Origin of the sequence: Streptomyces sp. NPDC018026 (genome assembly GCF_044327745.1) — a bacterium.
GTDB classification, from domain to species: domain Bacteria; phylum Actinomycetota; class Actinomycetes; order Streptomycetales; family Streptomycetaceae; genus Streptomyces; species Streptomyces rubrogriseus.
This window is the reverse complement of the sequence record NZ_JBIRFY010000002.1, coordinates 226,703-238,762: the sequence shown is the minus strand read 5'-3', so window position 1 is coordinate 238,762 and position 12,060 is coordinate 226,703. Positions and strand designations below refer to the sequence as shown.

Genomic DNA, 12,060 nt, shown 5'->3' with positions numbered 1-12,060 from the left:
GAATGACCACCCGGCACGACACCGCCGCGTCCCCCGTCAAGGGGGGCGCGGCCCCGGGCCGCCCGCCCGGCGGCAGGGCGTCCGCGGAGGCGGACCGCAAGAAGCGGGCCAAGCTCTCCCGCCGCTGGCAGCGGGACATGCGCTGGAGCCCGTACGCGTTCGTCTCGCCGTTCTTCCTGCTCTTCCTCGCCTTCGGCCTGTTCCCGCTGATCTACACCGGCTGGGCCTCGCTGCACACGGTGGAGCTGACCGCGCCCACCGACATGCAGTGGACGGGCCTGGACAACTACACCCGGATCTTCGACGACGAGTTCTTCTGGAACGCCGCGAAGAACACGCTGTGGATCGGCGTCATCTCGACGGTGCCGCAGCTGCTGATGGCGATGGGCCTCGCGCACATCCTCAACTACAAGCTGCGTGCCTCGACCTTCTACCGGGTCGTGATGCTGGCGCCGTACGCGACGTCGATCGCCGCGGCCTCGCTGGTCTTCGTGCTGCTCTTCGGCCGGGACTACGGCATGATCAACTGGGTCCTCGACATGGTGGGCCTGGACAAGATCGACTGGCAGAACGGCTCGTGGTCGTCCAAGTTCGCCGTGTCCACGATCGTCATCTGGCGCTGGACCGGCTACAACGCGCTGATCTACCTGGCCGCGATGCAGGCGATCCCGCAGGACCTGTACGAGTCGGCGGCGCTGGACGGCGCCAACCGCTGGCGGCAGTTCATCCACGTCACCCTGCCCTCGCTGCGTCCCACGATCCTGTTCACGGTCGTCGTGTCGACCATCGGCGCCTCGCAGGTCTTCGGCGAGCCGCTGCTCTTCGACGCCAACAAGGGCGCCTCGGGCGGCTCCCAGCACCAGTTCCAGACGCTCGGCCTGTACCTGTACGAGCAGGGCTGGGTCAACCAGCACCTGGGCCGCGCCTCCGCGATCGCCTGGGCGATGTTCCTGATCCTGATCGTGATCGGGATCCTCAACGCCGTCATCTCGCGCCGGCTGCGCGCCAGTAGTTAAGGAGAACCGGCCGTGACGACGACCATGACGAAACCCCCGGCCGACGCGGCACCCGAGCCGCCCCGGCGGGGCCGACGACGTTCCAAGGCGTCCCGGGCGGGCGGCACGCTGCACGCCGGGCCGATCGCCTACATCATCCTCGCCCTGTTCACCATCGGCTCGCTGTTCCCGCTGGTGTGGACGGCGATCGCCGCCTCGCGCGACAATCAGCGGCTCGCCCAGACGCCGCCGCCGTTCTGGTTCGGCGGCAACCTGTTCGACAAGCTGGAGATCGCCTGGAACGACGCCAACCTCGGCGAGGCGTTCCTCAACACCACCATCGTGGCCGGGATCTCGGCGTTCACCATCGTCTTCCTCTCGACGATCGCCGGGTTCGCCTTCGCCAAGCTGCGCTTCCGCGGGCGCAACGCCCTGATGCTGATCGTCATCGGCACGATGATGGTGCCGCCGCAGCTCAGCATCATCCCGCTGTACATGATGGTCGCGAAGCTGGACTGGTCCGACCAGTTGCAGGCGGTGATCCTGCCGTCCCTGGTGAACGCGTTCGGCGTGTTCTTCATGCGGCAGTACCTGCTCCAGGCGTTGCCGGACGAGATCATCGAGGCGGCGCGCGTGGACGGCGCCAGCAGCTGGCGTGTGATGTGGCACGTGGTGTTCCCGGCGGCGCGGCCCGCGATGGCCGTGCTCGGCATGCTGATGTTCGTGCAGTCCTGGAACGACTTCCTGTGGCCGTTCCTGGTGCTGACGCAGAACGGCAGTCCGACCGTGCAGGTCGCGCTGGCCGGACTGGGCCGCGGCTACACCCCGGACCAGTCCCTGATCATGGCCGGTGCGCTGCTGGGCACGCTGCCGCTGCTGCTGGTGTTCGCGATCTTCGGCAAGCAGATCGTGGGCGGCATCATGCAGGGCGCCGTCAAGGGCTGACCCCTCACCCCGGGGCCGGGCCACCGCCCCGGCCCCCATTCCCCCCTCGTCCTTCTTACTCGTCGGTCCAGCGCGTCGGTCCTCCGGCCGGTCCCCCGGGACCCGCCCGGACCCGCCACGACCTGCTATGGGAGCGCTTCCATGCTTGAGTCCGCAACACCGGTGACCCCGGTGACCTTCCCCCCCGCCTTCCTGTGGGGCGCCGCCACCTCGGCGTACCAGATCGAGGGCGCGGTACGGGAGGACGGCCGCACCCCGTCGATCTGGGACACCTTCAGCCACACCCCCGGAAAGACGGCCGGCGGGGACACCGGCGACGTCGCCGTCGACCACTACCACCGCTACCGCGACGACGTGGCGCTGATGAAGGACCTGAGCCTCGGCGCCTACCGCTTCTCCATCTCCTGGCCCCGGGTGCAGCCGACCGGCCGCGGCCCCGCCGTCCAGCGCGGCCTGGACTTCTACCGCCGTCTGGTGGACGAGCTGCTGGCCGCCGGGATCAAGCCGGCCGTCACCCTCTACCACTGGGACCTGCCGCAGGAGCTGGAGGACGCGGGCGGCTGGCCCGAGCGGGACACCGCGTACCGGTTCGCCGAGTACGCGCAGATCGTCGGCGAGGCGCTCGGCGACCGGGTGGAGCAGTGGATCACGCTCAACGAGCCGTGGTGCGCCGCCTTCCTCGGCTACGCCTCCGGCGTGCACGCCCCCGGCCGCACCGACCCGGCGGCCGCGCTGCGTGCCGCGCACCACCTGAACCTGGCGCACGGCCTGGGCACGGTCGCGCTGCGTTCGGTGATGCCGGCCCGCAACTCGGTGGCGATCAGCCTCAACACCTCCGTGGTGCGGCCGCTGTCGCAGAGCCCGGCGGACCTGGCGGCGGCGCAGCGGATCGACGACCTGTCCGGCGGGATCTTCCACGGTCCGATCCTGCACGGCGCCTACCCGCAGACCCTGCTGGAGGCGACGGCGCCGGTCACCGACTGGTCGTTCGTCCAGGACGGCGACCTGGGCCAGATCCGCCAGCCGATCGACGCGATCTGCCTCAACTACTACACGCCGACGGTGGTGTCGGCGGCCGACGCCGACTCGCGTGCGCCGCGCGCCGACGGCCACGGCGCGAGCGACCACTCGCCCTGGCCCGCCGCCGACGACGTGGCGTTCCACCAGCCGCCCGGCGAGCGCACCGAGATGGGCTGGAGCGTCGACCCGACCGGCCTGCACGAGCTGATCATGCGGTACAACCGGGAGGCCCCCGGCATGCCGCTGTACATCAGCGAGAACGGCGCCGCCTACGACGACAAGCCCGGCGCGGACGGCACGGTGCACGACCCCGACCGGGTCGCCTACCTGAACGGCCACCTCACCGCGGTCCGGCAGGCCATCACCGACGGCGCGGACGTCCGCGGCTACTACCTGTGGTCCCTGCTGGACAACTTCGAGTGGGCCTACGGCTACGAGAAGCGGTTCGGCGCGGTGTACGTCGACTACGCCTCCCAGCAGCGCACCCCGAAGTCGAGCGCCCTGTGGTACGGGCGGGCGGCCCGCACGGGGACGCTGCCGCCGGTGGACGCCGCCGAGTAGCCCCCACGGGGAGTCGGCACACGGACGGTGGCGGGGCGCGGCATCCCACGGGGGGATGCCGCGCCCCGCTCGCAGGACCGGTGTGGGGCCCGGCCCTGCGCTGGGGAGCCCTGCCCTACTTGTAGGCGGCGAGGGCCTTGGCGAAGGCGTTCGGCTCCTGGTCCACGGAGCTGCAGGTGGCGTCGGCGGAGGGCTTCGGACCGCCGGGGCAGGCCTTGTCGCGGGTGGCGGACCACATGGACAGCGCGCCCAGGCCCTTGGACTTCGCGAACTCCACGAGCTGGGCGGCGTCGTCGACCTTGAAGACCTCGGAGGCGACGTCGTTGACGCCGATCATCGGGGTGACGGCGACCGTCTTCCAGGCGTCCGCGTCGGACCGGCCGAGGACGCCCTTGACCTGCGCCTGGGTGGCGGTGGCGGCCTGCTCGGCGTAGGTGCCCATGTCGCCGCTGTACGCGGGGCCGTAGTCCATCGCCATGATGTTGACGGCGCCGATGTCCACGCCGTTCTCCTTCGCGTCGGCGAGCAGGTCGACGCCCGCCTGGGTGAGGCCCTCGGGCATCACCGGGAGGGTGAAGGAGACGTCCAGGCCGGGGTGCTGCTTCTGGAGCGCGGCGATCGCCTGGGCGCGGCGGGTGTTGGCGGCCGTGTCGGGCAGCGCCCCGCCCTCGACGTCGAAGTCGACCTTGGTGAGCTTGTAGGCGTCGACGACCTTGCCGTACGCCGCCGCGAGCGCGTCGGCCGACGTGCAGGTCGTGCCCAGTTCGGAGCCGGAGGCGCCGCCGAAGGAGACGCGGACGTCGCCGCCCTCGGCGCGCAGGGCGCCTATCTGGTTCGCCACCGCGTCGCTGCCGAGGTCGGTGACGCCGCCCCACTTGGGGGTGCAGCCGCCGCCGTCGGTCACGAAGGCGAGGTTGTACTCCTTGACGCCGGTCGCCGCGGAGTGCGCGAGCAGGTCGAAGGCCGGGTAGAGGGAGGTGTCGACGTACGGCGCGAAGCCGGCGCCCGCCGCGGTGCCGTCGCCCGGGGTGCCGGTGGGCGCCGGGGTGGTGGGGGTGCCGGTCTGGGTCGGGGTCGGGGTCGGCTCCGTGCTGTCGGTTGCCGTGGGGGTCGGCGTGGGCGTCGGGGCCGGGGGGTCGGTGGGGCGGCCGCTGGGCTCGGGGGTGGCGCCGTCGTCCGTCGAGCACGCGGCGTCGTCGACGAGGCAGCCGGTCGGGTCGGCGGTGCCGTTGACGACGAAGCCGACGGTGACGGACTCGCCGGCCTTCAGCCCGTCCGTGTCCCACTTGGGCGGCGTCACGGTGACGTGCTGCCCGTCGGCCTTCGACTCGGCGTTCCACAGCGAGCCGAGCTTCGCACCGGAGGGCAGGTCGAACTCCAGGGTCCAGTCGGCCTTCGGCCGGCCGCTGTTGTTGGTGACGACGTACTGCGCGGTGTAGCCCGTCGACCACTCGCTGGTCTTCGTGTACGCGGCACCGACCGAGGCCGCCTGGGCGGTGCTGGTGAACAGCAGCGCCCCGCCTCCGGCCACGGCCGCCGCGACGAGGGCGCCGATCGCCTTGTTCCTGCCACTGACCTTGCGTCGGTGCGTGCGCATCACGTGCCTGCCTTCGCTGTTCACGGTGCCCCCGATCCGCGGGAGACGCGGCGAGGGCGGAGTGGGGGTGGGTGCGGCAGCACGCTAGCGACCCGGAAACGGGCAAAGAGCCTGATCCGGGCGGGGGTTGGCGATCTTAGGGTGGGCTTAAGGAAGGGATCGGGGCCGATTAATGGTCGCGGCCGGCCGGGGCCGCCGGAGCCGGAGCCGGTTCCCGTGCCGGTGCCGGTGCGCGGTTCTGCCTGCGTCGGCGTACGGCACCCCGGTGCCCGCGCCGGGCCGGCGCCGTCCGCCCGTCCAGCTGGATCCAGATCCGCACCTCGGTGCCGCCCAGCACGGAGGCGCCGATGCGGACGTCGCCGCCGGTCGACTCCGCCATCCGGCGCACGATGTCCAGGCCGAGTCCGGTCGACCCGTCGGTGCCCGAACCCCGGCCGCGGGCCATCGCCGCCTCGGGGTCCGTGATGCCGGTGCCCGCGTCGGAGACGAGCACGATCACCGCGTCCTCGCCGTTGTGCAGGTCGACGGCGAAGGCGGTGCCCTCGGCGGTGTGCCGGAAGACGTTGCCGAGCAGCGCGTCGAGGGAGGCGGCCAGGTCGGCGCGGGCCACGGGTATGCGCACCGGCCGGTCGGCGCCGGCCACCCGCCACTTGCGGCCCTCGTCCTCGGCCAGGGCCGACCAGAACCCCATCCGCTCCCGGACCACCTCGGCCGCGTCGCACCCGGCGCCGGGTCCGGCGACGGCCGTCTGCGGCTTGGCGTCCCGGGCGGTGCGGATGATGGTGTCGACCTCGCGCTCCAACTGCTCGACGGCGGCCCGGGTCTGCTCGGCGGCGGGGCCGTCGCCGAGCGAGGCCGCGTTGAGGCGCAGCACGGTCAGCGGGGTGCGCAGCCGGTGGGACAGGTCGGCGGCCAGCTCCCGTTCGTTGGCGAGGAGCTGGACGACCTGGTCGGCCATGGAGTTGAACGCGACCGCGGCGCGCCGCAGTTCGTCCGGCCCCTCCACCGGCACCCGCGCACCCAGCCTGCCCTCCCCCAGTTCGTGCGCGCCCTCGACCAGGCGCCGGGCCGGCTGCACCATCCGGACGCCCAGCCGGTCGGCGACCGCGACCGAGCCGACGATCAGGGCGGCGCCGACCGCGGCCAGCACCGCCCAGGCCGTGCCGACGCCGTTGGTCACCTCGGACTCGGGCACGTACACCTCGACGACGGCGATCTCGCCGGAGCTGAGCGCGACCGGCTGGAGCAGCGTGGAACCGCCGCCCACCTCGGTGGTGGAGGCCCGCCCCATCCGCCGTACGGCGGCGATGTCCTCGTCGGTGGCCCGCTGCCGTCCGATGTCGGTGGCGCCCGCGCCGTCCGCGCCCGCACCCGCACCGGACGCGGGTATGTGCACGGCCATCCCGGCGTCCGAACCGGCGGAGGCGACGACGCGTTCCAACTGCTCGCGGTCGGTGGTGATGGACAGCGCCGGGGCGACGGCGGCGGCCTCCCGTTCGGCGTTGGAGAAGGCGCGGTCGCGGGCCATCTCCCGGATGACGAGTCCGAGCGGCACGGCGAAGGCGACCACGACCATCACGGTGACCGCAAGCGAGACCTTGACCAGGGCCCATCTCATCGTGGTGGCTCCAGTCGTGGTGGCTCCAGCTTCACGCCGACGCCGCGCAGGGTGTGCAGATAGCGCGGCCGGGCCGCGGTCTCGCCCAGTTTGCGCCGCAGCCAGGACAGGTGGACGTCGATGGTCTGGTCGTCGCCGTAGGACTGATGCCAGACCTCGGCGAGCAGTTCCTTGCGGGGCACGACGACCCCGGGGCGGCCGGCCAGGAAGGCGAGCAGGTCGAACTCGCGGCGGGTCAGGTCCAGGGCCGCGCCGTCCAGTTCGGCCTGGCGGCGCAGCGGGTCGACGGTGAGGCCGCCGACCCGCAGCACGGTCGGCGGCGCCGCCTCCGCGGGGCCGCCGCGCGCGCGGCGCAGTACGGCCGCCATCCGGGCCGACAGGTGATCGACGGAGAAGGGCTTGGTGAGGTAGTCGTCCGCGCCCGCGTTCAACAGCCTTACGACCTCCGCCTCGTCGTCCCGGGCGGTGGCGACGATCACCGGTACGTCGGTGATGCCGCGCAGCATCTTCAGCGCCTCGGAGCCGTCCAGGTCGGGCAGTCCGAGGTCCAGGATCACCACGTCGAACCGGAAATGGGCGACCTCGCGCAGCGCCTCCAGTGCCGTGCCCACGCTGCGCACGGTGTGCGAGGCGTCGGTCAGCTGCCGGATGAGCGCCGAGCGTACGAACTGGTCGTCCTCGACCACGAGCACACTTGCCATGGGCGGCACCGTACGCCATGCGGACCAACCCGGTCCGGGCCTGTGGACAACTCCGCCCGGGCCCGCCTCACACCCCCGTTCGCGCGACACGCGTGGGGCGGGTGAGGCAGTATGGCCGCGATGCGCAGAGGACTCGTCCACGTGGTCGCCTGGCTGCTCGCCACCGGCGCCGCGGTCACCCTGTCGTGGTGGGGCGTCCACACGGTGATGGCGGGCACGGCCTACGACGCCCCGCGCGCGCTGCCCATCACGGCGGCCGACGCGAGCGTACGGGACGGGGAGGGCGACGACGGGGAGTCCCTGGCGTCGTCCACCCACCGGCCCTCACCCGCCCCGTCGGCGTCGCCGTCGTCGGGCAGCGCGTCGCCGACGCCGGGCGGGACGTCGCGCGGACCCGGCCCCGCCCCGGCGCGCACCACGCCGTCCACCGCGCCGCCCGAGGACCCGGCGACCCCCGCGCCCGACACGTCCGGCGAGGTCAAGAGCTACGACACCGACGGGGGCCGCGCGGTGTTCGACCTCGGGACGTCGTCCGCGTCGCTGGTGTCGGCGACCCCGGGCACGGGCTGGTCGATGCAGGTGTGGAAGACGGAGTCGTGGATCCGGGTGGAGTTCACCTCGGGCGCGGACCGGGTGTCGGTGTTCTGCACCTGGCACGACGGACCGCCGCGGGTGGAGATCGGCAGCTACTGAACCGAGGCGACCGGCGGTCGGAGGGGGCTCACTTGAAGACGGACTCCGGCGGGGCGGGCGAGTCCACTGCCGCCGCGTCCGTCACGGGATGGGCGCCGCCGGTGAAGTCGGTGAGCGCACGGCCGTGCTCCACGCGCGCGGGGTGCGGGTCGGAGGCGGCCCGGCGGGTGAGTTCGGCGACCGGCAGCGGGTGGTCGGCGGCGACCAGGATCGCGTTGCCGAAGCGTTTGCCGCGCAGTACGGCCGGGTCGGCGACGAGGGCGAGTTCGGCGAACCGGGCGGCGGCGGTGGCGATCTGGCCGCGCAGGTGGGCCAGCGGCGGGCCGTCGGCCAGGTTGGCGGCGTAGACCCCGCCGGGCGCGAGCGCGCGCCGCACCTCGTCGACGAACTCGGTGGAGGTCAGGTGGGCCGGGGTACGGGCCCCGCCGAAGACGTCCGCGACGACGAGGTCCGCCCAGCCGTCGGGCACCTTGGCCAGCCCGGCGCGGGCGTCGGTGGAGCGCACCCGGATCCGCGCGCCGGGGTCCAGCGGCAGCTCCCGGCGCACCAGTTGGACGAGGGCGGCGTCCCGTTCGACGACCTGCTGGGTGGAGCGGGGGCGGGTGGCGGCGACGTAGCGGGCGAGGGTGAGGGCGCCGCCGCCGAGGTGGACGGCGCGCAGGGGTCTGCCGGGCGGGGCGGTCAGGTCGATGACGTGGCCGATGCGGCGCTGGTACTCGAAGGAGAGGTACGCCGGGTCGTCGAGGTCGACGTGCGACTGCGGGGCACCGTCGATCAGCAGCGTCCAGGCCCGCGGCCGGTCCCTGTCGGGCACCAGCTCGGCGCGTCCTCCGTCGACGTCCTCGACGACGGCTTCGGCGGCAGCGCGCCCGCGGCGGGCGTTCCTGGACTTTCCCATCCGTCCATTATCGGACCGCGGTCGGCCCTGGGAGACCGGACGGGGTGCTCAGCGGCAGCTGTCCGCGGCCCTGATCAGCCGGGCCGCCTCGCCCAGCGCGGCCCGCAGCACGGCGGGGTCGGTCGCCAGGTCCGCCTCGCCGGGCGGCAGCAGCCAGTCGGAGCCCTCCACGGGCGGCTCGGGCGCCGGGACGATGCTCAGTCCGCGGCCGTCCGTCCCGGTGCAGGTGCTGCCCGGCACGTCCCAGGCGGCGGCGGTGCCCGGCGGCACCAGGAATCCCAGGGTGTCGCAGCCGTCGTCGTGGAGCACCGGGCCCACCCCCTCACCGGCTCCCCGCCTGAGGATGTCGACCGCCTCCAGACCCTGCCGGGTCGGCACGGTGACGACGTCACAGGCGTCGCAGGGGGGAACGCTGACGCTGGTGTCCATCCCGGCCTCCACCACGGAACTCCTCCTCGGACGAGCGGTTCGGGAGTCGGGGGCCTCCCGGTCCACCCGGTTCAACGCGGCGGGCCGTCAACGGCTACGGCCCGGGGCCGCCGCAAAGGATGGCACTTCATGGCAGATCGTGGATGAGATATCCGGTTTGTAGCCAAACAGCGCGTGGCCGCTCCGTCACAGCCGGTACGTTCTTGCTCGCCGGAAACAGGGCCGCCAGCCTTACTCGCCCTCTTCCCGGCATGGTTCGACGGTTCGCACGAGAGGACCCGGCCATGGCGTCGTCAACGGTGACCTCCGCCCAGCCCGAACGGCCCCCGCGGCCGAACCTCGCCTTCAGGCGGTTGCGCGGCAAGCGCTCCCCGGCGGAGTTCGCGGCGGCGGTCCGCCGGGCCGCGCGCGAGATCGGCGAGCGGGTCAGCTGTGACGCGCGCTACGTCGGCCGGGTCGAGGCGGGCGAGATCCGCTGCCCCAACTACGCGTACGAGCGGGTGTTCCTGCACATGTTCCCCGGCCGCACGCTCACCGACCTGGGGTTCGCGCCCCGCTCGTCGGTGCGCGGACGGCAGGCGCGCACCCCGGGTGAGTCGCGAGGGGCGGGTGAGCCGTATGAGACGCATGACACGCAAGACGTCCGAGACATGCATGACGTCCGAGACACGCAAGACCCGTACGAAACGCACGACAACAACGAGGAGAGCGACGTGCTGCGTCGCGCATTCATGACGAGCGGCGCCACGGTGGCCGCCGCCTCGCTGGGCCCCCTGGGACTCGCCCTGGACGCCGCCGCGGCGGGCCGCCCCGCGCGACGGGCCGGAACGGGCGAGGCCGGCGCCCTCGAAGAGGCCGTCCGCCGGATCAGGCTGCTGGACGACCGGCACGGCGCGGACGGTCTCTACCGGCGCGCGGCGGCCCCGCTGCGCACCGCGTACGCGCTCCTGGACGCCGGCGCGTCCCGGCAGGCGACCGCGGACCGGCTGTACACGGGCGCCGGTGAACTGGCGATCTCCGTGGGCTGGCTGGCGCACGACTCGGGGCGCTTCGACGACGCGCGCTCCCACTACGCCGAGGCGCTCGCCACCGCACGGATGAACGGCGACGCGGGCCTGGAGGCGCACGCCTTCTGCAACATGGCGTTCCTGGCCCGCGACGCCGGCCGCCCGCGCGAGGCGGTACGGGCGGCCCAGGCCGCGCAGCGCGCCGCCCGCCCGCTGGGCTCGGCCCGGCTGATGTCCCTGCTCTCGCTGCGCGAGGCGGGCGGCTGGGCGGGGCTCGCCGACCGGGTCGGCTGCGAGCAGGCGCTGGTCCGCGCGCAGACCTTCTTCGAACGGGGCCCCTCGGACACCGACCCCGAGTGGATGAGCTTCTACGGCGAGGCCGAGCTGGAGGGGCTCGAGGCGCAGTGCTGGTCCACCCTGGGCGACTGGCCGCGAGCGGCCCGGCACGCGCGGCGGGCGGCGGATCTCCAGGACCCGCACTTCACCCGGAACCTCGCGCTGTACTCGGCGGAGCTGGCGGACGACCTGGCCCGGGGCGGCCGCCCCGACGAGGCGGCGGGGGCGGGCATGCGGGTGCTCGACCTGCTGGGCGAGGTCCAGTCCTCCCGCATCCACACGATGCTGGCCGGAACGGCCCGGGTCCTCCTCCCCCACCGCCGCGCCTCCGGAGTCTCCACCTTCCTGGACCGCCACGCAGCACTACCAAGACCGGCATAACCCCAACCAGCCACACCTCGGCCCCCACTGCGGGCAATCGCCATCCCACCGCAGCTGCGGGCAATCGTGCCGCTGGGGCGGCACGGGTGGGCGCAGCGGCACCCCGCAACGCCGGGCTGCGCCCCCACCCCCGCCCAGCCCCGACGCCGGGCGCCGCAAACCAGCGACGGCACCCGCACCGACCCGTCAGCCGACCAGATGCCCCAGGTCGTTCCAGCTCTCCACCGCCGGCTCCCCGTACGCCCACCCCAGCACCGACAACGACGTCGGATTCAGCCGTATCCGCGCCCCGAAGGACACCGGCAGCCCCAGCCACCGCGCCCCGATCGCCCGCAGAATGTGCCCGTGGGCGAAGACGAGCACGTCCCGCTCCGCCTCCCGCGCCCACGCCACCACCTCGTCCGCGCGCGCCGTGACGTCCGCCACGCTCTCCCCCTCCGGGACCCCGTCCCGCCAGATCAGCCAGCCGGGCCGCACGGCCTGGATCTGCTCCGGCGTCATGCCCTCGTACGCCCCGTAGTCCCACTCCATCAGCGTGTCCCACGCGCGTGCGCGCTCCCCGAAACCCGCCAGCTCGCAGGTCTCGCTCGCGCGCACCAGCGGACTGGTCCGCACCTCCACGCCGTCCAGCCCGTCCCACGGCGCCCGGTGCAGCCGCTCGCCGAGCAGTTTCGCGCCGCTCCGGCCCTCCTCCAGGAGCGGCACGTCGGTCCTGCCGGTGTGTCTGCCGGACAGCGACCACTCCGTCTGTCCGTGCCGGGCCAGCAGAATGCGCGGTGCCATGAAGAGGCCTTCCGGGAGAAATGTCTGAGGGGACCCCTCCATCATCCCGTACCGTCCGCGCGGGCAACCCGAGGGGCGACGCCCGCGTCTATCCGG

Annotated in this window: 11 protein-coding genes; 5 read left to right on the top strand and 6 right to left on the bottom strand. The window is 73.5% G+C overall.

Translation table 11 applies throughout. The annotated features are described in order from the left end of the window. Positions 1-2: 2 nt before the first annotated feature. From ACH4D3_RS06735 to ACH4D3_RS06725, 3 genes are all read left to right on the top strand, one after another. Complete coding sequence (locus ACH4D3_RS06735; protein WP_398318890.1) at positions 3-1,016, top strand: carbohydrate ABC transporter permease; 1,014 nt, start codon at positions 3-5, stop codon at positions 1,014-1,016. A 12-nt stretch (positions 1,017-1,028) separates the two neighbouring features. Then, complete coding sequence (locus ACH4D3_RS06730) at positions 1,029-1,940, top strand: carbohydrate ABC transporter permease (RefSeq protein ID WP_398317209.1); 912 nt, start codon at positions 1,029-1,031, stop codon at positions 1,938-1,940. A 141-nt stretch (positions 1,941-2,081) separates the two neighbouring features. After that, entirely contained in the window at positions 2,082-3,521 is a 1,440-nt protein-coding gene (locus ACH4D3_RS06725; protein WP_398317206.1) for a GH1 family beta-glucosidase, read from the top strand. Between the two features lie 115 nt (positions 3,522-3,636). On the opposite strand, the gene ACH4D3_RS06720 is transcribed toward ACH4D3_RS06725, so the two are convergent. The 3 genes from ACH4D3_RS06720 to ACH4D3_RS06710 all read right to left on the bottom strand — a co-directional run bounded on the left by ACH4D3_RS06720 (position 3,637) and on the right by ACH4D3_RS06710 (position 7,437). After that, complete coding sequence (locus tag ACH4D3_RS06720) at positions 3,637-5,118, bottom strand: cellulose binding domain-containing protein (RefSeq protein ID WP_398317203.1); 1,482 nt, start codon at positions 5,116-5,118, stop codon at positions 3,637-3,639. Between the two features lie 169 nt (positions 5,119-5,287). Beyond that, positions 5,288-6,736 (bottom strand): sensor histidine kinase, encoded by a 1,449-nt coding sequence (locus tag ACH4D3_RS06715; protein WP_398317200.1) that lies wholly within the window; start codon positions 6,734-6,736, stop codon positions 5,288-5,290. Then, positions 6,733-7,437, bottom strand: a complete 705-nt coding sequence (locus ACH4D3_RS06710; protein ID WP_398317197.1) for a response regulator transcription factor — start codon at positions 7,435-7,437, stop codon at positions 6,733-6,735. The genes ACH4D3_RS06715 and ACH4D3_RS06710 overlap by 4 nt, the downstream gene beginning before the upstream one ends. A 120-nt stretch (positions 7,438-7,557) precedes the next feature. Here ACH4D3_RS06710 and ACH4D3_RS06705 point away from each other — a divergent pair, with 120 nt between their 5' ends. Continuing rightward, positions 7,558-8,130: a hypothetical protein gene (locus ACH4D3_RS06705; RefSeq protein ID WP_398317194.1), complete on the top strand. Its 573-nt coding sequence runs from the start codon at positions 7,558-7,560 to the stop codon at positions 8,128-8,130. 28 nt (positions 8,131-8,158) lie between these two features. On the opposite strand, the gene ACH4D3_RS06700 is transcribed toward ACH4D3_RS06705, so the two are convergent. Then, a complete protein-coding gene (locus ACH4D3_RS06700) occupies positions 8,159-9,028 on the bottom strand; it encodes a spermidine synthase (protein ID WP_398317191.1) in 870 nt (289 codons plus the stop codon). A 48-nt stretch (positions 9,029-9,076) separates the two neighbouring features. After that, positions 9,077-9,457, bottom strand: a complete 381-nt coding sequence (locus tag ACH4D3_RS06695) for a hypothetical protein (protein WP_398317188.1) — start codon at positions 9,455-9,457, stop codon at positions 9,077-9,079. 284 nt (positions 9,458-9,741) lie between these two features. Here ACH4D3_RS06695 and ACH4D3_RS06690 point away from each other — a divergent pair, with 284 nt between their 5' ends. Further along, positions 9,742-11,181, top strand: a complete 1,440-nt coding sequence (locus tag ACH4D3_RS06690; protein ID WP_398317185.1) for a hypothetical protein — start codon at positions 9,742-9,744, stop codon at positions 11,179-11,181. A gap of 186 nt (positions 11,182-11,367) precedes the next feature. Here the strand turns inward: ACH4D3_RS06690 and ACH4D3_RS06685 are convergent, their stop codons facing one another. After that, positions 11,368-11,964, bottom strand: coding sequence for a histidine phosphatase family protein (locus tag ACH4D3_RS06685; protein ID WP_398317182.1), 597 nt, complete (start codon positions 11,962-11,964; stop codon positions 11,368-11,370). Positions 11,965-12,060: the final 96 nt, after the last annotated feature.

Bases quoted from the DNA above. Each gene is read 5' to 3' on its own strand.
- ACH4D3_RS06710 (WP_398317197.1), bottom strand. From the start codon at position 7,437: ATGGCAAGTGTGCTCGTGGTCGAGGACGACCAGTTCGTACGCTCGGCG.
- ACH4D3_RS06720 (WP_398317203.1), bottom strand. From the start codon at position 5,118: ATGCGCACGCACCGACGCAAGGTCAGTGGCAGGAACAAGGCGATCGGC.
- ACH4D3_RS06695 (WP_398317188.1), bottom strand. From the start codon at position 9,457: ATGGACACCAGCGTCAGCGTTCCCCCCTGCGACGCCTGTGACGTCGTC.
- ACH4D3_RS06685 (WP_398317182.1), bottom strand. From the start codon at position 11,964: ATGGCACCGCGCATTCTGCTGGCCCGGCACGGACAGACGGAGTGGTCG.
- ACH4D3_RS06690 (WP_398317185.1), top strand. From the start codon at position 9,742: ATGGCGTCGTCAACGGTGACCTCCGCCCAGCCCGAACGGCCCCCGCGG.
- ACH4D3_RS06705 (WP_398317194.1), top strand. From the start codon at position 7,558: ATGCGCAGAGGACTCGTCCACGTGGTCGCCTGGCTGCTCGCCACCGGC.
- ACH4D3_RS06735 (WP_398318890.1), top strand. From the start codon at position 3: ATGACCACCCGGCACGACACCGCCGCGTCCCCCGTCAAGGGGGGCGCG.
- ACH4D3_RS06725 (WP_398317206.1), top strand. From the start codon at position 2,082: ATGCTTGAGTCCGCAACACCGGTGACCCCGGTGACCTTCCCCCCCGCC.
- ACH4D3_RS06715 (WP_398317200.1), bottom strand. From the start codon at position 6,736: ATGAGATGGGCCCTGGTCAAGGTCTCGCTTGCGGTCACCGTGATGGTC.
- ACH4D3_RS06700 (WP_398317191.1), bottom strand. From the start codon at position 9,028: ATGGGAAAGTCCAGGAACGCCCGCCGCGGGCGCGCTGCCGCCGAAGCC.